Raw genomic sequence first — 20,064 nt, 5'->3', positions numbered from 1 at the left:
TTCTCTACCTCTTGGCATTGATCGTAGGCGAGCAGGTGCCCGCCTAGATTGAGAATTTCCTGACTGCCAAAGGTTTAGAAAAGTTGCTTTCGCCGCGACGAACGGTGACGCGCCGATCAGCTGTCCAACCTTTGATGATTCTGCCGTTTGGCGGCGTACATCACCTGGTCGGCGTGACGAAACAGTTGCTGTTCCTCATCACCATGCTCGGGATAGCGGGCCACGCCGATGCTCGGTTCGATGTGCAGGTTGTGCCCGTCCAGACGCATGGGTTGCACCAGCACCTGTCGGATCTTTTCCGCCACGCTGTCGGCATCGTCGGCGGCATGGACGCTGTGCAACAGCACCACGAACTCGTCGCCACCGATCCGCGCCACGGTGTCGGTCTCGCGCACGCAGCCCTTGAGGCGGTTGGCCACAGTCTGCAGCAGCATGTCGCCGACACCGTGGCCGAAGGTGTCGTTGACCTGCTTGAAGCGATCCAGATCGACATACAGCAGCGCCATGTGCCCCGATGTTTCCCGAGCGCTGGTCAGCGCAGCCTTCAATCGATCACGCAACAATTCGCGATTGGGCAATTGGGTCAATTGATCGTATTGCGCCATGCGCCGCAGGCGAGCGTGCAATTGCTGACGCTCGATGGCCGTGGCGACCTGGGCGCAGACATATTGCAGCAGTTCCTTGTCACGCTCGGTGTAGCGTTCGCCGCCGGGCAGACTTTTGACGATCAGGGCGCCGATGGTGCCGTTTTTTGAGTTCAACGGCACACCGAGCCAGCACGGTGAATGCTGCCCCGCCACCAGGGTTTCGAATCCCGCCGGGGCCTGCGGACAATCCGGGGTCAGCAGGATCGGCTGGCCGCTGCGGATCACTTCTGCGCACAGCCGACCGGTCACAGTGCCGGGTTGCTCCGGTTGCAACTCGTCATCGTCGACGTGATAGGGAAAATTCAGTTGCGCGCAATGGTCGTCGTACAGCGCCACGGAGAAATTCAGCGCCGGCAGCCACTCGCCAATGATCAGGTGAATGCGCTTGAACAGTGCCAGCAGATCCTCCGCCGCATGGGCCGCTTCGGAGATCGCGTACAGCGCCGCCTGACGGGATTCTGCGAGTTTCCGTTCGGTGATGTCCCGGGCCACGGCGATGCGCAGTTGATCGACTTCCGACCAGCGCGCCGACCAGAGGATGTGCACGATGCTGCCATCCTTGCGCACGTAGCGGTTTTCGAAGTTGTGCTTGGGCTCGCCGCCCATGATGTCGCTGGCGGCAGCCAGGGTGCGCTCACGGTCGGCTGGGTAGACGTAGTCGATCATCGACTGGCCAATCAACTCGTCAGGGGTGTAGCCGAGAATCCGCTCGCAGGCTGCGCTGACAAAAACGAAGCGACCTTGTTTGTCTACCGCACAAACGGCGTCCAGCAACAGATCGATGTAACTCGCCAAGGGCGCAGAATTTCGGCTTTCCATGGTTCAGCGTGGGTGTCCGGGCAATGCAGCACTGATCAACCGTCCCTGACCTCGACCTCGCATCCCTGCGATCACATCAATTCCTGTTCGGCATCAGCCCCGGCAGCGCATGCACCAGAGCATTGATGGCGAAACCGATGAACATTACCCCGCACAACCGGGTGATGGCCAGTTCATGGCGCTGATACAGCGTACGCACCTGTCGGGCGCCGACAACGCCAATGAGAATAGCGTAGGCGAGCAATCCACCCAGGAAGCTCAAAGCAATCAGCATCGGCAGCATCGACCAGTTGAGCAGTTCGGCCCGGCTCGACAGCAACGCGGTGAACGTCGCCACCGCCACCGGGTAGGCCTTGGGGTTGGTCAGCCCGAACAGAATGCCGTGCCAAAACGGCTGGCGCGCCGCGCCCTGGGGCTGCTCACCGTTGCTGCGCTTGGCCCGCACCGCACGCCAGCCGAGCCAGAACAGGTACAGGCCGCTGAGCACACCGAGCACATCGAACGCGGTGCTGCCGATTTCCCGGGCGCCGACAATCGCGATCAATGCCGTGCTGCACCAGATCACATCGCCCAGCAAATGCCCGCACAGAAACCCCGCCCCGGCTCGCCGCCCGCGCGCGGCGCCGATGCCAAACACCGCCAGCACACCCGGCCCCGGCGTGATGCCGTAGATGAATCCCGAGGCCAACACGGCCATTAGCAACGATGGAGTCATGGAAAACCTGCAAGTCCCGGAAAACGTGGCCGCCAGTCTATCCCAGCGTTTGGCGAATATTCACGACTCGTTGAAAAAACGCATCCCGGCGTAGGGCTTTTGCCGACACGCGGCCAGTCGCGAGGCCAGATCGCCGACGTGGGCTTCGAGCTTGTGACCGTCCGGGTCGAGGAAGTAGAACGATGCACCTTCGCTGCGGTTATCACGCCATTCCTGCACGTTGGCGGCGCGAAGCTGCTGGACGAACAGCGGAAAGTCTTCTGCGCCGAGGCTGAAGGCGTAGTGGGTGTAGTCGGCGGCGGGATGGGGTTGGCGTTGTACATCGAGCGACAGGCACAACCACAGGCCCGGGAGCGAGAGATAGGCACCGGCGTCCCACGTGGCCTCGACTCTCAGGCGCAGCACGTCGCGGTAGAACGCGAGGCTGCGATCCAGGTCGGTGACGGCGAGGGTCAGGTGGTTGAGACCGGTGAGCATCGGGTCAGTAACCTCGGAGGTCTTCAGGGACGGTGTATTGCTTGCCGTCGTAGGTCAGGGTGATTTGGGTTTTCTTCAGTGGGGAATCCTGGGAAACGCATTCCTTGCCGGCCTTGACGGTTTTCATCGCCGTGCCGCTTGAGGTGACGATCAGGTCGGCCAAGCCATTGTGGCTGGTCGGGCCTACTTCGATGGTTCTGCGTACTTGCTGTCCTTCACCTTCGCAATCATCCATCCACTCACCATGGTTCTTGTAGACCACCAGACCTTCCAGTACCGGGCGCAGTTTGCCGCCTTCACGCACATACAGCGCCAGATCGGTTTTTTCGTATGGATTGGCGCGAGAGCTGTGCTCGAACTTCGAACGCAGACCAAAGGCACGGACATCCGGAGCCAGCCGGTAACGGGCCGTGTCGATTACCAGGTCGTCGAACCGGATGGCATCGGAGTTGTAAGCGCCGGGTTTGGTGTAAGTGGCAATCGGCTTGGCGTTGGTGCTGTTCAGCACCGCCAGATCCAGATCAAACACGCCCGCATCGTCATTACCGGCATCCGGTACATAAGTGGACTTGAGGGCAATCACCTGCTCCTTGAACGCCGGCCATGGTTTGCAGCGCGAGAGCGACTGGTCGTCGTGATTCTTTGTTACACAGGCCGGCTGCGCCTGGGCGGTGATCGCGAAAAAGCTGAGGGCGATGAAAAGTCGGGGTGGAGTGAGCATTGTTCTTCCTTGAAATAAGTCGCGTTGGCTCTGTATCACTCGATGGCTTTGAAACCTTTAGGCAAAACGTAGGATTTTCCGTCGTAGCGAAGGGTCGTCAGCACAGGCTTACCGGTTGTGGTTTTCTCATCACAACTGCCTGGATCACCTTTGCCAACAATTCCCGTACTCACCGATTTGACGATCAGATCGGCGTAACCGTGCGAACTGGTCTTTCCAATTTCGATAGTGCGGAGGGTACTGGTGCGCTCGCCCGAACAATTTCCATCCCACTCTCCGTTGTAGCCATACACCACAAGCCGATCCAGTACGGGGCGTAACGTGTCGCCCTCTTTCACGTAAAGGGACAGCGAAGTCTCATCCATGGGGTTGACGCGGGAGGAGCCCTTGAAGACGACCCGAACACCAAAAGCCCGAATTTCAGAGGTCAATTTGTAGCGCGCAGTATCGACCTCCACACTTTCCAGAGCGAAAGCATCGGACAGAAATGCAGAAGGCTTGTAATAGGTGGCCAGAGGTTCTGAATCCTCGACCGAAACAACAGAGAGAGCAAGGTCGTAACTACCGACATCACCGGTTTTGCCATACACCGGATCCGGCTCGAATTTAGAAACGGCCTTGAGCGTCAATCCGGGAAACGCCGGCCAATCCTTGCAAACAGAAAAATCCCGCGCGCCCGTCACCGGCTCAGGCACACAATCAGCCAACACCTGCCCCGCCATCAACGCCCCACACAGCGCCACCCAACCAACGACCCCAGACTTCACTGTCACGCCCCGCTCCTTGATGTTTTTCAGTCGCGCACTATCCCCTCCCCGATCCGCCGATTCAACCAGTTCAACGCCTGATCCCCGCCCCGCCGCTTGTGCCATGCCGACACAAACGTGAACGGCGCAATTTCAAACGGCGGCGGCACGACGATCAGCGATTCGTCACCCACCTCATTCAACGCCCGCGAAGCCACGGTCAGGATCAGATCCGTGCCACTGATGAACCGCGGCGCAACGCTCCAGTGCGGCAGGCTGACCGCGACGCGGCGGCGTTCGCGCAGGGCGGTCAGGGTGCGTTCGATTTCCGGGGTGCCGCTGCCGCGCATTTCCAGCAAGACATGGGGACGGGAGAGATAGGTTGGCAGGTCGAGAACACCTCCGGCGGGAAGGCTCTGGCGATCCAGGAGGCAGACGTAGCGCTCCTCGAACAGCGGTGTGCTGCGCAGTTCGCCAGGCAATTCGGGGAGCACGCCGGCGGCGAGGTCGATGTCGCCGTTAAGCAGGCCTTCGACCATGCCTTCGCGGCTGGCATGGCTGATTTGCAGATCAATGCCCGGCGCTTCGGTGCACAGGGTGCGAATCAGGCCGGGCAGGATGATCGCCGCGCCGTAGTCCGACATCGCGATGCGAAAGGTCCGACGGGCGCTGGCCGGGTCGAAGGTATTCGGCGCCAGCAGCGATTGCACCTGGGCCAGAATTTCGGCCAGTGGCGCCGCCAGCTCCAGCGCCCGCGCGGTGGGGACCAGCCCCGAACCGGCACGCACCAACAATGGATCACCCAGCAAGTCGCGCAGACGCGCCAACGCGTGGCTGACCGCCGGTTGACTCAGGTGCAGGCGTTCGGCGGCGCGGGTCACGTGTTGCTCGCCGAGCAAGGCGTCGAGGATCACCAGCAGGTTGAGGTCGATGCGGCGCAGATCATTCATTCGATGCATGTTCCGGATACCAAAACAGAATTTAAATCTGCGCGACGAATATCCTAGAGTCCAGCAAAACCTTGCCGGAGAACGATCATGGGAACGATGCAGTGGGTCGGATTGCTGCTTTTGGCGGTATTCGCCGGGGCGGTGGTGCCGTTTCAGAGTGCGATCAACATCAATCTGGCACGGGGGTTGGGGCATCCGCTGTGGGCGACGCTCACCTCGCTGGTGGTGAGCGTGCTGGTGTTGTTGCCGGTGATTGTCGTCCTGCGCTTGCCACTGCCGTCGCTGGCCCCGCTCGGCAAGCTGCCGCTGTGGATGTGGACCGGCGGAGCGTTCGGAGTGTGCTTCGTGGCGCTGGCGGTGGTGTTGCTGCCGAAGCTGGGGGCTTCGGGATTTCTGGCGCTGGCCCTGACCGGGCAAATGATCACATCAATCGTGCTGGATCATTTCGGCCTGTTCGGGCTGGTAGAGAAACACCTGACATTGCCGCGCCTGTTCGGCGCGCTGTTGTTGATGGCGGGAGTGGTGCTGATCCAGTTTGGCGACTCGGCTTCCAAGTCCATGGCATCGGCGGGCTGATCGTGCGCTATCGGCACGACCAGCCCGACACCTCAGTACTTGTCCAGCGTGCGCAGTTTCTGCGGCAGCCCCCACAGCAGCAACGCCGCCGCGATCAGCGCCGCCACGCCGATGACATACAGCGCCGGCGTGGTGCTGCCGGTCAGGTCCCTGATCCGGCCGACCATCACCGGGCTGACGATGCCGCCGAACTGGCCCAGGGTGTTGATCACCGCAATCCCGCCCGCCGCACCGGCCCCGGCGCCGGCCAGCAACTTCGGTGGCAGGGTCCAGAAGCTCGGAATCGACGCGATGATCCCGGCGCCCAGCAATCCAAGGGCGACGATCAGGAAGGTGGTGTGACTGGCGAAAATCCCCGCGCTGAAGAACCCGATAGCGCCGACGATCACCAGCCCCGCGACAAACTTGCGCCGCTCACCCGTGGCATCGGACAGACGACCGATCACCACCATGCTGATCGCACCGCAGATATACGGGATTGAGGTCAGCAGGCCGATCATCACCGGGCTCTCGGTGCCGGCACTGCGGATCAGTTGCGGGGCCCAGAAATTCAGGCCGTAGGACGCGACCTGGATCAGGAAGTAGATCAGCCCCAGGGTCAGGAAACCGGGAATCTTCAGCGCCGCCAGCAACGAGCCGCCGCTCTTGTGCGGTTCGTGATGGGCGATTCGGCTGGCCAGCAGTTTTTTCTCTTCCGGGGTCAGCCAGTGAGCGTCCTCGATGCGGTCCTTGAGCAAGGTCAGCACCAGGAAACCCAGCCCGACGCACGGCACGCCACCGAGCAGAAACAACCAGTGCCAGCCGCGCATTTGCAGCACGCCGTCGAGGTGTTCCAGCACCAGTCCGGAGAACGGCGCACCGACCAGCCCGGCAAACGCCGAGGCCAGGAACAGCATCGAGGTGATGCGGCCACGAAAATGCTGCGGGAACCACAGCGTCAGGTAATAAAGCACGCCGGGGGCGAAACCGGCCTCCATCGCGCCGATCAGAAAGCGCAGCACGTAGAACTGCCATTCGCTGTTGACGAATACCATCAGTGCCGTCGCCACGCCCCAGGACATCATGATCCGGGCGATCCAGCGCCGCGCGCCGACCTTGTACAGCATCATGTTGCTCGGTACTTCGAACAGCACGTAACCGACCACGAACAGCCCGGCACCGAGACCGTAAGCGGTGTCGCTCAGGCTCAGGTCGGCCTGCAACTGGAACTTGGCGAAGCTGATGTTGATGCGGTCGAAGAAGGCGAACAGGTAGCAGACCATGATCAGCGGCATCAGGCGCCAGGCGACCTTGCTGACCAGGGCTTTTTCGGCGTCGTGATCGACGGACGAGCTTGCGCCCGCCTCCATTACATTGAGGCTCATAGTTTTTCTCCAGGCGGACTGCCGGTGGGCGTCCGATTGTTTTTGTTGTCTGGTTCGGGGGTTGTCAGTGAGCGTGTGAAATCAGCCGGGAATCGGGTGCAGATCGCAATTGCGTCCGGCCTTGGCCAGTTGACCGGGCACTTCATGACCCAGCAGCGCGGGCAGTCCACGGGACAGTTTCAGCAGCAACGGCAGATCGATGCCGGTGCGAATGCCGACTTCGTCGCAGAGGTTCACCAGGTCTTCGGTGCAGATGTTGCCCGAGGCACCGGGCGCGAACGGACAGCCGCCTAGCCCGCCCAGCGCCGCGTCGAAACGCCGGGCGCCCGCTTCGTAAGCCGCCAGCACATTGCACAATCCCAGGCCTCGGGTGTTGTGAAAGTGCAGGGTCAGATCCGCCGCCGAAACCCGCTGCAACACCCGTCGCACCAGTCGGTCGACCTGTCGCGGATTGGCCATGCCGGTGGTGTCGGCCAGGGTGATGCCCTGAATGCCGAGTGCCTGATAGGCCTCGACGATTTGCAGCACGCGGTCTTCGTCGATCCTGCCCTCGAACGGGCAACCAAACGTCGTCGCGATGCTGCCGTTGAGCCGCACGCCCGAGCCGCTGGCAAAGGTCACGATCTCGCCGAACGCCGCCAGCGAGGCTTCGCACCGCATGCGCATGTTCGCCAGGTTGTGGGTCTGGCTGGCGGACATCACCAGGTTCAGTTCATCGGCCCCGGACTCCAGCGCCCGTTGCGCGCCTTTGAGGTTGGGAATCAGCGCGACATAAATCACCCCCGGCTGGCGCCGGATACCCTTGAACACCTGCTCGCCATCGCGCAGGGCCGGGATCGCTTTCGGCGAGACGAACGAGCCGGCCTCGATGCGGCGGAATCCGGCCCGGGACAGTTGATCGATCAGGGCGATCTTGTCTTCGGTCTCGACCCAGGTCGGCTCGATCTGCAGGCCGTCCCGGGGCGAGACTTCCTGGACGATCAGGGTCTGCGAGTAATCGCTGATCATTGCACCACCCCCTGGCTTTTCAGGCGTTCGATGTCCGAAGCGGTCAGGCCCAGACCGGCGAGGATGGTATCGGTGTGCTGGCCGAGGCCGGGGCCCGACCAGTTCACCCCGCCGGGGGTCTCCGAGAGTTTGGGCACGATGCCCGGCATCTTCACCGTCGCCCCGCCGGGCAACGCGGCGTCGAGCAACATGTCCCGGGCCTGATAGTGCGGATCGGCAACGATGTCGGCTACCGAGTAGATGCGGCCGGCCGGCACTTCGGCGGCTTCCAGTGCGGCCAGTACGTCATGGATCGGCAGGCTGCTGGTCCAGTGGGTGATGGCGGCATCGAGCAGTCCACTCTTCGCGGCACGACCGTCGTTGTGGGCGAACTCTTCGGCTTCGGCCAGATCATCCCGACCGATGACCTGCATCAGGCGCTTGTAGATCGGGTCGCTGTTGCCGGCGATCACCACGTAGGCGCCATCGGCCGTGAGGTAGGTGTTGGAGGGTGCGATGCCCGGCAACGCGCCGCCGCTGCGTTCGCGGACATGGCCGAGCATGTCGTATTCCGGCACCAGGCTTTCCATGACGTTGAACACGCTTTCGGCCAGCGACACATCGACAACCTGCCCGCCGCCCTGCCCGGTCTTGACCCGCAGCAGCGACATCAGTGCACCGATCACCGCATGCAGTGAAGCCAGCGAATCGCCGAGGCTGACGCCGACCCGCGCCGGGGGCGAACCGGGGGTGCCGGTGGTGTAGCGAATGCCGCCCATGGCCTCGCCGATCGCACCGAAACCGGGGCGGTCACGGTAAGGGCCGGTCTGGCCGTAGCCGGAAATGCGCACCAGGGTCAGATTGGGGTTGAGCGCGTGCAGCACGTCCCAGCCCAGGCCGAGTTTTTCCAGGGCGCCGGGGCGCAGGTTTTCGATGATCACGTCGGCATCGCACGCCAATTGCCTGACCAGCTCGATGCCTTCGGCCGACTTCAGATTGAGCGCCAGGGATTTCTTGTTGCGCGCCTGCAGGTACCACCACAGTGACGTCCCTTCGTGCAGCTTGCGCCATTTGCGCAGCGGGTCGCCCTGCCCCATGGCTTCGATCTTGATCACTTCGGCGCCGAACTCGGCGAGCATGCGCGCGGCAAACGGCGCGGCGATCAGGGTGCCGATTTCGATCACTTTGATCGCACTCAAAGGGGCAGTCATCGCGGGGTACCTCTTGTTCTTGGAATTGCGGCCAAGGCTAGAGGAACGTCATGGCTGCGATCCAGCCGTCACTCGGCAACGGCCGTTCGCCAAACGCGAACGCTCAGCTGGCTGCGCGCAAATGCTCGAACAGGATCCGGCTCACCGGCGACAACCCGGCCTCGTCACGCACCACCACGATCAGGTCGCGATCCGACCAGCCATCGGTCAGCGGCACCGCGTGCAGCCCCAGCGCCCGACCGAATAACTCATAAGCGCGCTGCGGCAGGATGCCGATGCCCATGTTGGCCTGGACCATCCGGCACACCGCATCGAAGCCCGGAACATGAATGCGGATTCGCAACACCTTGCCGGCCTGTCGCGCAGCGGCATGGGTGCGCATGTTGATCGAACTGGCGGCATGCAGGCCGACGTAATCGCTGTCGAGGGTTTCGCTGAAGGCCACGGATTCACGCACCGCCAACGGATGTTCGGGCAGCATCACCACCACCAGTTTGTCGCGGCGATAGCGCACGCTGTGCAGGCCTTTGATGTCGCTGTCACTGGAACAGATGCCCAGATCCGCCACGCCATCGAGCACGCCCTGAACCACGCCGGCGCTGGGCCGCTCTTCCAGATCGGTCTTGACCTGCGGCTGTTGCGCAGTGAAATCGCGCAGGTCTTCGGGGAGAAACTGAATGATCGCCGACAGGTTCGCCAGCATCCGCACATAGCCGCGCACGCCGTGGCTGTGCTCGCCCAGTTCAAGGCCCATTTTCTCGACGTTGAACAACATCTGCCGGGCGTGGTGCAACAGGGTTTCGCCGGCCGGGGTCAGGGTCATGCCTTTGGCCTGACGCACGAACAGGCTGATGCCCAGTGCTTCCTCCAGCTCCATCAAGCGCTTGCTCGCCGCCGACACGGCAATCGCCTCGCGGGAAGCGGCACGGGTCAGCGTGCCTTCCTCGTGGACGGCGACGAACAGTTGCAGGGTGATCAGGTCGAGGCGGCGGATCAGGCTTTTTTGCAGCATGGCAAGCTCGATAACGTGGGTCGTTTGTGTCGGCAGAATAGCCGGGATTGCTCTTCGGACAGACACTCAATTGCCTTACAAACTTTTCCGGTAGCGCCCTACGAGCAAAACTCCAAAATCGCTCAGTACTTGCGGAGGGATCCGATTCTGGCCTGGCCTGGCTCTCTGTAAAGTCTGGCAACACACACAATTTGCAACACCCCATGGATTGCCCTGCTCAAGGAGAGCTGCCTGTGAATCACCTGTCGGAATCCGCCAACACTTTCTCCAATTACCGCAAAGTCATCGCTTTGGCAGACCACGATTGGGAGGCTGCGGAGGCTGGAAAAATCGCCGCCCTCAACGTCGAGGTCAAAGGCTGTAATCACTGGCTCGATCAGCACGGGCGCTCTCTCCATCACTTTTGCACCTCGTCCTATCTGGGCCTCGATCACCATCCCGCACTGCTTGAGGGGGCTATCACAGCGCTGCGTGAAACCGGCACGCTGCGCGTTGCCAACTCGAAGAACCGCTGCAAGCTGGCGCTGCTCGATCATTACGAAAGCGAACTGTCGGAACTGTTCGGCGCTGTGTGCCTGAGCAGTCTGTCCTGCAGCGCCGCGAGTGCCGGAATCCTGCCGTTGCTGGCCAGCGGCGTATTCACCCAGAACCGCCCGCCGGTGATGGTGTTCGATCGCCTGGCGCATTATTCGATGAATCACTTGAAAGCCAGTTGCGCCGACGAAACCCAGGTATTGACCTGCCCCCACAACGACATGGATTTTCTCGAATCGGTGTGCCAGCGTCATACCGCCGTCGCCTACATAGCCGACGGGGCCTACAGCATGGGCGGCGTGGCCAATCTGGACGGTCTGCTGTACCTGAAGGAACGTTATGGCCTGTTTCTTTACCTCGATGATTCCCACGCGCTGTCGGTGGTCGGCAGCAACGGCGCCGGTCTTGTACGGCCAAGAATGCCGGCGCTGGAAGAGGATTGCCTGATCGTCGCTTCGCTGGCCAAATCGTTCGGGGCCAGCGGTGGTCTGGTGATGCTCGGGAATGAGCGGCAGAGGAAGTTGATCCAGCGTTACGGCGGGCCGAGCAACTGGTCGCAAAGCCTCAATTGCGCGGCCATCGGCGCGGGCCTTGCGTCGATCCAGTTGCATCGCAGTGCCGAACTGCGCGCCTTGCAGGTTCGGCTCCAGGCCAATATTCGCCTGTTCGACAGCCTCTTGAGCACCGAACAGCACGGCAGCCCCATGGCCATCCGCCTGATCAACTGCGGCGAGGCCGCTCTGGCCAATCGAATCGCCATTGAACTGGCCGAACACGGCTTTTTCACCAGCGCGGTGTTTTTCCCGGTAGTGGCCCAAGGCAAGGCCGCGATCCGCGTGACCCTGCGCGCCGACATGGCATCGACACTGATCCATCACTTCTGTGATTTGATCACCGGACTGTTACTGACTCACAGCGGCCATCGCCACCGCTGAACCTTCACGGACGACTCATGAACCCCAGCCTCATCCTGCTTGTTACCTGCTCGACCGTGGCCGTTGGCGCTGCTGTGCTGCGTCCTGGCGTTGGGCGTGGTGCTCTGCACGAGGCTCACGCCCGATCGTCAGTCCGCTTAAAACGCGCTGCGGAAAATCTCTTCGATCTGCCGTTGATCCGCCGCCCGTGGGTTGGTGAAACCGCAGGCGTCTTTCAGGGCGTTGGCCGCGAGTACCGGGATGTCGGTGCACTTGGCACCAAGGTCACGCAAGCCACCGGGGATGTCGACGTCTTTGGCCAGACAACGGATCGCGGCAATCGCCGCCTGCGCGCCCTCCTCCGGACTGAAGCCGCGAATGTCGGCACCCATGGCGTGGGCCACATCGGTGAGGCGATCGGCGCAGACCGATGCGTTGAACGTCTGCACATGGGGCAACAACACCGCGTTGCACACCCCGTGAGGCAAATCGTAGAAACCGCCCAACTGGTGCGCCATCGCATGCACGTAGCCGAGGGACGCATTGTTGAACGCCATGCCCGCGAGGAATTGCGCATACGCCATGTTTTCCCGTGCGGCCAGGTCACTGCCGTCGCGTACCGCCAAACGCAGGTTGTTGCTGATCAGGGTCATCGCTTTCAGCGCGCAGGCGTCGGTGATCGGATTGGCAGCGGTGGACACGTAGGCTTCGATCGCATGGGTCAGCGCGTCCATGCCGGTGGCGGCGGTCAGGCTTTTCGGCATGGCGACCATCAGCGCCGGGTCGTTGACCGACAGCAGCGGCGTGACGTTGCGGTCGACGATGGCCATTTTCACGTGGCGGGTTTCGTCGGTGATAATGCAGAAACGGGTCATTTCGCTGGCGGTGCCGGCGGTGGTGTTGATGGCGATCAGCGGCAGTTGCGGCTTGGTCGATTGATCGACACCTTCGTAGTCGCGGATCTGCCCGCCGTTGGTGGCGCACAAGGCGATGCCTTTGGCGCAGTCGTGGGGCGAGCCACCGCCGAGGGAGACGACGAAGTCGCAACGACTCTCCTTGAGCAGCGCCAGGCCTGACTCGACGTTGGCGGTGCTCGGGTTGGGCTTGGCGCCGTCGAAGATCACCGAATCGATGTCCTGCATCGCCAGTTTCTCGGCAATCATCGTCGCCACACCGGCCTTGGCCAGACCGGCGTCGGTGACGATCAGCGCCTTGCGAAAACCGTAGTTGCGGATCGCATTCATGGCTTCATCAAGGCAGCCGCTGCCCATGATGTTGACCGCGGGAATGAAAAAGGTGCTGCTCATGGCGCGTCTCCTGACTGGGGCCGAATCGACGCTTGCAATTCGGCGGGTGCGCAAAGGATCGACTGATCGGTCACGGCGGATGTTGATCTGGCTCAATGCCCGCTCGTGATAAAGTCGCCGTCCATCTGCCCCTTTGTTTTGAGACGTGCCCTGCAATGACCGATTTTCTGGATGTCGACGCCACACTCGAAGACTGGAACGCGTTGCGCGCCACCACCGACTTCAGTGGCCTGCTGCTGGGCAACGGCGCCAGTCGCGCGGTGTGGGACGATTTCGGCTACGACTCGCTGTTCGAAAACGCCCGCACGGTGGAAGAAAAACCGTTGAGCCCGTCGGAACTGAGCGTGTTCGACGCCCTGCACACGCGCAGCTTCGAGCAGGTGCTCGGCGCGCTGAAAACCACCAGCCGGGTCAACAAGGCACTGGCCGTCAGCTCGGCCGCGCCGCGCAATCGCTACTACGCGATCAAGGAGGCGCTGATCAACGCCGTCCACGATTTGCACATTCCGTGGCGACTGGTCGAAGCCTCGACCCTGAGCATTCTTAACCGCGAACTGGCGAGTTACCGCACGGTGTTCACCACCAATTACGACCTGCTCAACTACTGGGCCCTGCAACACCAGGGCGAGGCCATCGACGACCTGTTCAACGGCCCCGACGCCAGCTTCGATCTGTGCGAAAGCAGCACTGACAAACCACGTTTGCTGTACCTGCACGGCGGCCTGCATCTGGTACGCAACCAGGACGGCACCGCCCGCAAACTGACCGCCACCGAGGGCACGCTGCTGGGCAGTTTCGCGATCAACAACACGATCAAGACCCTCGATGACGTGCCACTGTTCGTCAACGAAGGGCCGAGCGCGGACAAGCTCAAGACCATCCGCAGTTCCGATTACCTGTCGTTCTGCTATGACCAGTTGCTCGCGCACGGCGACAACCTGTGCATCTTCGGCCATGCCCTGGGCGAGCAGGATGCGCACATAGTCCGGGCGCTGCGGCTGGCGAAACCGAAGACCGTGGCGATCTCGATCTACCCGCGCAGCGCGGCGTTCATCCAGCACCAGAAGCGCCACTACGCGAAGGTGTTCGAGGGCACGGGCGCCCGATTGCGGTTCTATGACTCGAAGAGCCATGCGTTGGGCAATCCAAAGCTGTCGGTGCCGGTCGAGGTCTGATCACTCCTCGCGGCTGTGCACCACCACCAGTAACTGCGCCTGCTCCTCGCCCACCGAGCGGATCCGGTGCGGTTTCTGCGCATTGAAGTGCAGCGCGTCCCCCCGCTCCAGCAACACCCGTTCGTTCATGAAGTCCACTTCGACCCGGCCTTCGTGAACGAACAAAAACTCCTCACCCAAGTGTTCCTTGAAGGTCTTGTCGGTGAATTCAGTCGGCGGATAGATGATGAACGGCAGCAGGCTGCGTTCACTGACCTGATGGGCCAGCACCGCGTAACCCGGGCTGTGATCGTTGGCCGCCAGGGACTGACGTTCGTGGCTGCGCACCAGGCTGTAGCTGTCGAGGCTGACGTTGTCTTCGGAGAACAGCTCTTCGACTTTCACGTTCAGCGCCTTGGCCAGTTTCAGCGCGGCGGCAATCGACGGCGTGTTCAACCCGCGCTCGACCTTCGACAGATAACTCTTGGTCATGCCGGATTTCTCGGCCAGCGCCTCAAGGGTTACGCCAAGTTTTTTTCTCAATAATTTCAAACGGATAGACATGCGAAGCGATTAATCCAGCAAAGGAAAGACGATTTGTCCTTGCCAATGACACAAAGTGTCATATAGCCTCATAAGTGTCATCCATGGCAACCACCACAGGACACGGATATGGCCAAGACATTAGCACTACCCAAAGACCAACTGGTCAAGCAAGCGCTGACCCAGATGCAAAAAAACCTGGCGGATAATACGTGGACGGACCGGCAAAAGCTGGCCCTGACCTGCCGGATCCTGTTCGAGAACGGCCACGATTCGGGCCTCGCCGGGCAGATCACCGCCCGTGGCCCTCAGCCGGGTACTTACTACACGCAGCAACTGGGCCTGGGTTTCGACGAAATCACCGCGAGCAATCTGCTTTTGGTCAACGAAGACCTGGAAGTGCTCGAAGGCCACGGCATGGCCAACCCGGCCAACCGCTTCCACAGCTGGGTGTACCGCGCCCGGCCGGACGTGAACTGCATCATTCACACTCACCCGACGCACATTGCCGCGCTGTCGATGCTGGAAGTGCCGCTGCAGATTTCCCACATGGACCTGTGCCCGCTGTACGACGATTGCGCGTTCCTTGAAGGCTGGCCGGGTGTGCCGGTGGGCAACGAAGAAGGCGAGTTGATTGCCGGTGCGTTGGGCGACAAACGGGCGATCCTGCTTTCCCACCACGGGCAGCTGTCCACCGGCACAACCATCGAGGAAGCCTGTGTCATCGCGCAACTGATCGAGCGCGCCGCCAAGCTGCAATTGCTGGCGATGGCTGCCGGGACGATCAAGCCGATCATCCCCGAGCTGGGTCGCGAGGCCCATGACTGGGTCTCGAAACCCAAACGCCACGCCGCTGCATTCAACTACTACGCCCGGCAGAACCTGCGTCAGCACGCCGATTGCCTGAACTGAACACCTCATCCTTGCGGAGCACTCACATGTCCAACATTCACGGCATCATCGGCTACACCATCACCCCGTTCGGCGCCAACGGCGAAGGCGTTGACCTGCCGGCCCTCGGCCGTTCGATCGACCGGCTGATCGCCGGCGGCGTCCACGCCATCGCCCCGCTGGGCAGCACCGGCGAAGGCGCTTACCTGAGCGATGCGGAGTGGGATCAGGTCGCCGAGTTCAGCATCAAACACGTGGCCAAACGGGTGCCGACCGTGGTCAGCGTATCCGACCTGACCACCGCCAAAGCGGTGCGTCGCGCACGCTTTGCCGAAGCTCACGGCGCCGACGTGGTGATGGTGCTGCCGGCGTCCTACTGGAAGCTCACCGAAGCGGAGATCCTTGCGCATTACCGCGCCATCGGCGACAGCATCGGCGTGCCGATCATGCTCTACAACAACCCGGCCACCAGCGGCACCGACATGTCGGTGGAGCTGATCCTGCGCATCGTCAACGGCGTGGAAAACGTGACCATGGTCAAGGAGAGCACCGGCGACATCCAGCGCATGCACAAGCTGCAACTGCTCGGCGAAGGCCGGGTGCCGTTCTACAACGGCTGCAATCCGCTGGCGCTGGAAGCGTTCGCCGCCGGGGCGAAAGGCTGGTGCACGGCGGCGCCGAACCTGATTGCGCAACTCAACCTGGATTTGTACGAAGCCACGCTGGCGGGGGATCTGGGCAAGGCGCGTGAGCTGTTCTACCGCCAGTTGCCGCTGCTGGACTTCATCCTCAAGGGCGGCTTGCCGGCGACGATCAAGGCCGGGCTGCGACTGACCGATCTGGAAGTCGGCGATCCGCGGTTGCCGGTGTTCCCGCTGAGCGAGGCCGGGCGCAATCAGTTGCAGGCCATTCTCAAAACCCTGAGCTGAGTTCAACGTACACACCAACCCTGTGGGATCAACCTCGCTCTCACAGGGTTTTGTGCTGGATTCAAAGCACCGGCAGGGTTTTATCCTTGATCACCTTGGTCGGCCCATTGGCCTTCACGGCGGCGATGCCTTTGGCACACGCGGCGTCGGACGAGTAGGACTCGCTGCTGCCGATGACCTGGTGATTGGCAGCCTTGAGGTTGAAATACGGATGCCCGTCCTTTGTCGATTTCTTCTCGTAGCGCTCGTCCAGCGGGCTGTTGACCTGCACCGAAGCGATGCCGTTGTCGGCGGCCGTGCGGGTGGTGTACAGCTCGCTGGTCAGAATGGTTTCGGCATTCGCCGCTTTCAGCACGAACTTGTACTGGCCGTTGCTGCTTTTGCTCAACTCATACCATCCGGACATGCTGTTTCTCCTTATCGATGTGTCACAGGGTGATTTTGGTTCCAAGCAACCCCAGGAAACCGGCCAGCCAGTTCGGGTGCGCCGGCCAGGCGGGAGCCGTGGCCAGATTGCCCTGGACATGGCCGTCCGTGACCGGGATGTCGATGTAGGTGCCACCGGCCAGACGCACTTCCGGGGCACAGGCCGGATAGGCGCTGCACTCGCGTCCCTCGAGAATCCCCGCCGCCGCCAGCAGCTGCGCACCGTGACAGACGGCAGCAATCGGCTTGCCGGCCTTGTCGAAAGCCCTCACTAGTTCCAGGACTTTTTCGTTCAGCCGCAGGTATTCCGGCGCACGGCCACCGGGTACCAGCAGTGCGTCGTAGTCCTTGGCATCGACCTTGGCGAAATCAAAGTTCAGGGCAAACAGATGCCCGGGTTTCTCGCTGTAGGTCTGGTCGCCTTCAAAGTCATGAATTGCGGTGCGCACCGTCTTGCCGGCGGCTTTGTCCGGGCACACGGCGTGGACGGTGTGCCCGACCATTTGCAGGGCCTGGAACGGCACCATCACTTCGTAGTCTTCGACGTAATCGCCAACCAGCATCAGAATCTTTTTCGCGGCCATGGGCAGGGCTCCTCTGGTGAATGCACAGGAGTATTCAAAATAGTCCAAGGACCGCGATGGCGTTCGCAAACTGTATGGATAACTCTGCTCTCAGCTGTAACAGCCCGATTGCCGTGGTTTGTGGCTAGATGAATGAATCTCCCTGCCACCCTCGAATCTGGTTGCCCTCATGTCTTCGCGCGAAAACACCGGCATGGCCCTCGGCCTGCTCGGCGTGGTGATTTTCAGCCTTACCCTGCCCTTCACCCGCATCGTGGTGCAGGAACTGCACCCGCTGCTCAATGGCCTGGGCCGTGCGTTGTTCGCGGCGATTCCGGCAGCGGCGCTGCTGTTGTGGCGACGGGAAAAGTGGCCGACCTGGAAGCAGGTCAAAGGCCTGAGTTTGGTGATCGCCGGGGTGATTCTCGGTTTTCCGGTGCTGTCGGCCTGGGCCATGCAGACCTTGCCGGCGTCCCACGGCGCGCTGGTCAACGGTTTGCAGCCGCTGTGCGTGGCGCTGTATGCCGCGTGGCTGTCCCATGAACGTCCGTCGAAAGCCTTCTGGGCCTGTGCCGCGCTGGGCAGTGCGCTGGTGCTGGGCTATGCGTTGTATACCGGCGCCGGCAGCATTCAGGCCGGTGATTTGCTGATGTTGGGTGCGATCGCGGTAGGCGGCCTCGGTTATGCCGAGGGCGGGCGTCTGGCCCGGGAGATGGGCGGCTGGCAAGTGATCTGCTGGGCGCTGGTGCTGTCGACGCCGCTGCTGATCGGCCCGGTGCTGTATCTGGGTTTCCAGCATCAGGGCGCGGTGTCGGCGAAAACCTGGTGGGCCTTCGGTTACGTCGCGCTGTTTTCGCAGTTCCTGGGCTTTTTCGCCTGGTACGCCGGGCTGGCCATGGGGGGCATTGCCCGGGTCAGTCAGATCCAGTTGTTGCAGATCTTCTTCACCATCGCGTTTTCCGCGCTGTTCTTCGGCGAACACGTGGAACCGATCACCTGGCTGTTCGCCTGCGGGGTGATCGCGACGGTGATGCTCGGGCGCAAGACCGCGGTGCGCCCGGCTCAACCGGGCACGTTACCGGCCGGGGTTCAGCTCAAGCCTTGAGCTTCAGCAGGCCATCAGCGAGCAGCAGGGTTTCGAGGCAGTGCTCGCTGATCTGGTAGAACGCTTTCAATTCCTGGATCTTCACCAGCAGCTGAGTCGGGTCCACCGGCTCGGCGCGCTTCACGGCGAGGATCATCTTGTTCTTGTTGGTGTGGTCCAGGGAGATGAACTCGAACACCTTGGTCTCGTAACCGCAGGCTTCGAGGAACAGCGCACGCAAACTGTCGGTGACCATTTCCGCCTGCTGGCCCAGGTGCAGGCCGTATTGCAGCATCGGCTTGAGCAGCGCCGGGCTCTGGATCTGCAGGCGGATCTGTTTGTGGCAGCACGGCGAGCACATGATGATCGAGGCACCGGAGCGGATGCCGGTGTGGATCGCATAATCGGTGGCGATGTCGCAGGCATGCAGGGCGATCATCACGTCCAGCTCGCTCGGCGCCACACTGCGCACATCGCCGCACTTGAACACCAGCCCCGGGTGTTCGAGCTTCTGCGCGGCGGTGTTGCACAGGTTGACCATTTCTTCACGCAGCTCGACACCGGTGACTTCGCCCTCGGCCTTCAACGTGTTGCGCAGATAGTCATGAATGGCGAACGTCAGGTAACCCTTGCCCGAACCGAAATCCGCCACCCGCACCGGTTTGTCGAGAGCCAGCGGTGACGAAGTCAAAGCACGGCTGAAGACTTCGATGAACTTGTTGATCTGCTTCCACTTGCGCGACATCGCTGGAATCAGCTCGTGTTGCGCGTTGGTGACGCCCAGATCCTTGAGGAACGGTCGGTTCAGGTCGAGGAAGCGGTTTTTCTCGCGGTTATGCTCGGCAGACGGCACTTCACGCAATTGCTGGGGCTTGCTCATGAACAGCGAGCTCTTGCCCTTTTTGCTGTATTCGAGCTGGGCTTCGTCAGTCAACGCCAGCAAATGCGCATTTTTGAACGCCGCCGGCAGCAGCCCGGCAATCGTCGCCACTGCTTCGTCCAGCGGCAGATTCTTGGTGATGTCGCGGGTCTTGTAGCGATAGACGAACGACAGGCACGGCTGCGCCTTGACCGTCACCGGTTTGATGATGATCCGCTGCAGGTCCGCTTCTTCGCCGACGTACTTGGCCAGCACCAGTTTGATAAAGCCGTTCTGTTCGAGGCTGGTTTGCAGCAGCTCGATGAACCGGGCGTGGTGATCGGGCGCCGGTTTGGCAGATGCGGAGGGAGCGGTAACGGACATGGGAAAAAGCGGCCTCGGACGGGCAAATCGGGAATGGACGCTAGTTTAGGGGGGATGGGGATTGGGGACACGCTCTTATTTACCGAACGGCTTTTAAAAGCGGCCCTCACCCCAGCCCTCTCCCTGTATGTACCGGAGACATGGTGGACAGGTGTTCGGAGACATGGTGGACACTTTTAAATAGACACATTGCTCATCGCGAAGGAGATGGCCTGTGTCTTGGGAAGAGGTGTCTACCGTGCAGCTAGTCT

General features: G+C 61.7%; 21 protein-coding genes. 6 read left to right on the top strand and 15 right to left on the bottom strand.

What is annotated here, in order from left to right; genetic code table 11:
- Positions 1–116: 116 nt before the first annotated feature.
- From J5M72_RS25685 to J5M72_RS25660, 6 genes are all read right to left on the bottom strand, one after another.
- Positions 117–1,466, bottom strand: coding sequence for a GGDEF domain-containing protein (locus J5M72_RS25685; protein WP_169429223.1), 1,350 nt, complete (start codon positions 1,464–1,466; stop codon positions 117–119).
- A gap of 76 nt (positions 1,467–1,542) precedes the next feature.
- On the bottom strand, positions 1,543–2,181 hold the full coding sequence (locus J5M72_RS25680; protein ID WP_169429222.1) for a LysE family translocator: 639 nt from the start codon (positions 2,179–2,181) through the stop codon (positions 1,543–1,545).
- A gap of 60 nt (positions 2,182–2,241) precedes the next feature.
- Complete coding sequence (fos, locus tag J5M72_RS25675; protein WP_207867699.1) at positions 2,242–2,658, bottom strand: fosfomycin resistance glutathione transferase; 417 nt, start codon at positions 2,656–2,658, stop codon at positions 2,242–2,244.
- A 4-nt stretch (positions 2,659–2,662) separates the two neighbouring features.
- Positions 2,663–3,379 (bottom strand): hypothetical protein, encoded by a 717-nt coding sequence (locus J5M72_RS25670; protein ID WP_207867698.1) that lies wholly within the window; start codon positions 3,377–3,379, stop codon positions 2,663–2,665.
- A gap of 35 nt (positions 3,380–3,414) precedes the next feature.
- Positions 3,415–4,152 (bottom strand): hypothetical protein, encoded by a 738-nt coding sequence (locus J5M72_RS25665; protein WP_207867695.1) that lies wholly within the window; start codon positions 4,150–4,152, stop codon positions 3,415–3,417.
- A 20-nt stretch (positions 4,153–4,172) separates the two neighbouring features.
- Entirely contained in the window at positions 4,173–5,084 is a 912-nt protein-coding gene (locus J5M72_RS25660) for a LysR family transcriptional regulator (protein ID WP_207867693.1), read from the bottom strand.
- A gap of 78 nt (positions 5,085–5,162) precedes the next feature.
- Here J5M72_RS25660 and J5M72_RS25655 point away from each other — a divergent pair, with 78 nt between their 5' ends.
- Entirely contained in the window at positions 5,163–5,651 is a 489-nt protein-coding gene (locus J5M72_RS25655) for a DMT family transporter (protein ID WP_207867692.1), read from the top strand.
- 32 nt (positions 5,652–5,683) lie between these two features.
- Here J5M72_RS25655 and J5M72_RS25650 read toward each other — a convergent pair whose 3' ends face one another.
- The 4 genes from J5M72_RS25650 to J5M72_RS25635 form a co-directional block, all read right to left on the bottom strand.
- A complete protein-coding gene (locus J5M72_RS25650) occupies positions 5,684–7,015 on the bottom strand; it encodes an MFS transporter (protein ID WP_207867690.1) in 1,332 nt (443 codons plus the stop codon).
- 81 nt (positions 7,016–7,096) lie between these two features.
- Positions 7,097–8,023 carry a hydroxymethylglutaryl-CoA lyase gene (locus J5M72_RS25645; RefSeq protein ID WP_207867688.1) on the bottom strand — a complete coding sequence of 309 codons (927 nt, stop codon included), beginning with the start codon at positions 8,021–8,023 and terminating at the stop codon, positions 7,097–7,099.
- Positions 8,020–9,213, bottom strand: a complete 1,194-nt coding sequence (locus J5M72_RS25640) for a CaiB/BaiF CoA-transferase family protein (RefSeq protein ID WP_207867686.1) — start codon at positions 9,211–9,213, stop codon at positions 8,020–8,022. Before J5M72_RS25640 ends, J5M72_RS25645 begins: the two co-directional genes overlap by 4 nt.
- Before the next feature lie 103 nt (positions 9,214–9,316).
- Positions 9,317–10,225 carry a LysR family transcriptional regulator gene (locus J5M72_RS25635; protein WP_207867684.1) on the bottom strand — a complete coding sequence of 303 codons (909 nt, stop codon included), beginning with the start codon at positions 10,223–10,225 and terminating at the stop codon, positions 9,317–9,319.
- Positions 10,226–10,458: 233 nt separating this feature from the next.
- On the opposite strand from J5M72_RS25635, the gene J5M72_RS25630 reads away from it, so the two are divergent.
- Positions 10,459–11,694: an aminotransferase class I/II-fold pyridoxal phosphate-dependent enzyme gene (locus J5M72_RS25630; RefSeq protein WP_207867682.1), complete on the top strand. Its 1,236-nt coding sequence runs from the start codon at positions 10,459–10,461 to the stop codon at positions 11,692–11,694.
- A gap of 137 nt (positions 11,695–11,831) precedes the next feature.
- Here J5M72_RS25630 and yiaY read toward each other — a convergent pair whose 3' ends face one another.
- Entirely contained in the window at positions 11,832–12,980 is a 1,149-nt protein-coding gene (yiaY, locus tag J5M72_RS25625) for an L-threonine dehydrogenase (protein WP_207867680.1), read from the bottom strand.
- Between the two features lie 155 nt (positions 12,981–13,135).
- Between yiaY and J5M72_RS25620 the strand changes: the two genes are divergently transcribed.
- A complete protein-coding gene (locus J5M72_RS25620) occupies positions 13,136–14,155 on the top strand; it encodes a DUF4917 family protein (protein ID WP_207867678.1) in 1,020 nt (339 codons plus the stop codon).
- On the opposite strand, the gene J5M72_RS25615 is transcribed toward J5M72_RS25620, so the two are convergent.
- Complete coding sequence (locus J5M72_RS25615) at positions 14,156–14,698, bottom strand: XRE family transcriptional regulator (RefSeq protein WP_169429211.1); 543 nt, start codon at positions 14,696–14,698, stop codon at positions 14,156–14,158.
- Between the two features lie 108 nt (positions 14,699–14,806).
- Between J5M72_RS25615 and J5M72_RS25610 the strand changes: the two genes are divergently transcribed.
- Entirely contained in the window at positions 14,807–15,589 is a 783-nt protein-coding gene (locus J5M72_RS25610) for an aldolase (RefSeq protein ID WP_207867676.1), read from the top strand.
- Between the two features lie 26 nt (positions 15,590–15,615).
- Positions 15,616–16,497: a dihydrodipicolinate synthase family protein gene (locus J5M72_RS25605; protein ID WP_207867674.1), complete on the top strand. Its 882-nt coding sequence runs from the start codon at positions 15,616–15,618 to the stop codon at positions 16,495–16,497.
- A 61-nt stretch (positions 16,498–16,558) separates the two neighbouring features.
- On the opposite strand, the gene J5M72_RS25600 is transcribed toward J5M72_RS25605, so the two are convergent.
- Both J5M72_RS25600 and J5M72_RS25595 read right to left on the bottom strand, forming a co-directional pair.
- Positions 16,559–16,903 (bottom strand): YegP family protein, encoded by a 345-nt coding sequence (locus tag J5M72_RS25600; RefSeq protein ID WP_169429208.1) that lies wholly within the window; start codon positions 16,901–16,903, stop codon positions 16,559–16,561.
- A gap of 22 nt (positions 16,904–16,925) precedes the next feature.
- The gene (locus J5M72_RS25595; RefSeq protein ID WP_207867672.1) at positions 16,926–17,507 is read right to left on the bottom strand and encodes a DJ-1/PfpI family protein; all 582 of its coding nucleotides are present in this window, start codon (positions 17,505–17,507) and stop codon (positions 16,926–16,928) included.
- Positions 17,508–17,676: 169 nt separating this feature from the next.
- Here J5M72_RS25595 and J5M72_RS25590 point away from each other — a divergent pair, with 169 nt between their 5' ends.
- Positions 17,677–18,591: a DMT family transporter gene (locus J5M72_RS25590; RefSeq protein ID WP_207867670.1), complete on the top strand. Its 915-nt coding sequence runs from the start codon at positions 17,677–17,679 to the stop codon at positions 18,589–18,591.
- On the opposite strand, the gene J5M72_RS25585 is transcribed toward J5M72_RS25590, so the two are convergent.
- Positions 18,581–19,813: an SAM-dependent methyltransferase gene (locus J5M72_RS25585; protein ID WP_207867668.1), complete on the bottom strand. Its 1,233-nt coding sequence runs from the start codon at positions 19,811–19,813 to the stop codon at positions 18,581–18,583. The two genes, J5M72_RS25590 and J5M72_RS25585, sit on opposite strands and share 11 nt — an antisense overlap.
- Positions 19,814–20,064: the final 251 nt, after the last annotated feature.

It is taken from the genome of Pseudomonas sp. 58(2021), assembly GCF_017491585.1.
Classification (GTDB): Bacteria; Pseudomonadota; Gammaproteobacteria; order Pseudomonadales; family Pseudomonadaceae; genus Aquipseudomonas; species Aquipseudomonas fluorescens_BT.
The sequence above is the reverse complement of the archived record's forward strand: the minus strand, read 5'-3'. Positions and strand labels throughout refer to the sequence as shown.

What these genes read in the sequence shown, in the direction of transcription:
- J5M72_RS25685 (WP_169429223.1), bottom strand. Translation starts at nt 1,466, where the DNA reads ATGGAAAGCCGAAATTCTGCGCCCTTGGCGAGTTACATCGATCTGTTG.
- J5M72_RS25680 (WP_169429222.1), bottom strand. Translation starts at nt 2,181, where the DNA reads ATGACTCCATCGTTGCTAATGGCCGTGTTGGCCTCGGGATTCATCTAC.
- fos (WP_207867699.1), bottom strand. Translation starts at nt 2,658, where the DNA reads ATGCTCACCGGTCTCAACCACCTGACCCTCGCCGTCACCGACCTGGAT.
- J5M72_RS25670 (WP_207867698.1), bottom strand. Translation starts at nt 3,379, where the DNA reads ATGCTCACTCCACCCCGACTTTTCATCGCCCTCAGCTTTTTCGCGATC.
- J5M72_RS25660 (WP_207867693.1), bottom strand. Translation starts at nt 5,084, where the DNA reads ATGCATCGAATGAATGATCTGCGCCGCATCGACCTCAACCTGCTGGTG.
- J5M72_RS25655 (WP_207867692.1), top strand. Translation starts at nt 5,163, where the DNA reads ATGGGAACGATGCAGTGGGTCGGATTGCTGCTTTTGGCGGTATTCGCC.
- J5M72_RS25650 (WP_207867690.1), bottom strand. Translation starts at nt 7,015, where the DNA reads ATGAGCCTCAATGTAATGGAGGCGGGCGCAAGCTCGTCCGTCGATCAC.
- J5M72_RS25645 (WP_207867688.1), bottom strand. Translation starts at nt 8,023, where the DNA reads ATGATCAGCGATTACTCGCAGACCCTGATCGTCCAGGAAGTCTCGCCC.
- J5M72_RS25640 (WP_207867686.1), bottom strand. Translation starts at nt 9,213, where the DNA reads ATGACTGCCCCTTTGAGTGCGATCAAAGTGATCGAAATCGGCACCCTG.
- J5M72_RS25635 (WP_207867684.1), bottom strand. Translation starts at nt 10,225, where the DNA reads ATGCTGCAAAAAAGCCTGATCCGCCGCCTCGACCTGATCACCCTGCAA.
- yiaY (WP_207867680.1), bottom strand. Translation starts at nt 12,980, where the DNA reads ATGAGCAGCACCTTTTTCATTCCCGCGGTCAACATCATGGGCAGCGGC.
- J5M72_RS25620 (WP_207867678.1), top strand. Translation starts at nt 13,136, where the DNA reads ATGACCGATTTTCTGGATGTCGACGCCACACTCGAAGACTGGAACGCG.
- J5M72_RS25615 (WP_169429211.1), bottom strand. Translation starts at nt 14,698, where the DNA reads ATGTCTATCCGTTTGAAATTATTGAGAAAAAAACTTGGCGTAACCCTT.
- J5M72_RS25610 (WP_207867676.1), top strand. Translation starts at nt 14,807, where the DNA reads ATGGCCAAGACATTAGCACTACCCAAAGACCAACTGGTCAAGCAAGCG.
- J5M72_RS25605 (WP_207867674.1), top strand. Translation starts at nt 15,616, where the DNA reads ATGTCCAACATTCACGGCATCATCGGCTACACCATCACCCCGTTCGGC.
- J5M72_RS25600 (WP_169429208.1), bottom strand. Translation starts at nt 16,903, where the DNA reads ATGTCCGGATGGTATGAGTTGAGCAAAAGCAGCAACGGCCAGTACAAG.
- J5M72_RS25595 (WP_207867672.1), bottom strand. Translation starts at nt 17,507, where the DNA reads ATGGCCGCGAAAAAGATTCTGATGCTGGTTGGCGATTACGTCGAAGAC.
- J5M72_RS25590 (WP_207867670.1), top strand. Translation starts at nt 17,677, where the DNA reads ATGTCTTCGCGCGAAAACACCGGCATGGCCCTCGGCCTGCTCGGCGTG.
- J5M72_RS25585 (WP_207867668.1), bottom strand. Translation starts at nt 19,813, where the DNA reads ATGTCCGTTACCGCTCCCTCCGCATCTGCCAAACCGGCGCCCGATCAC.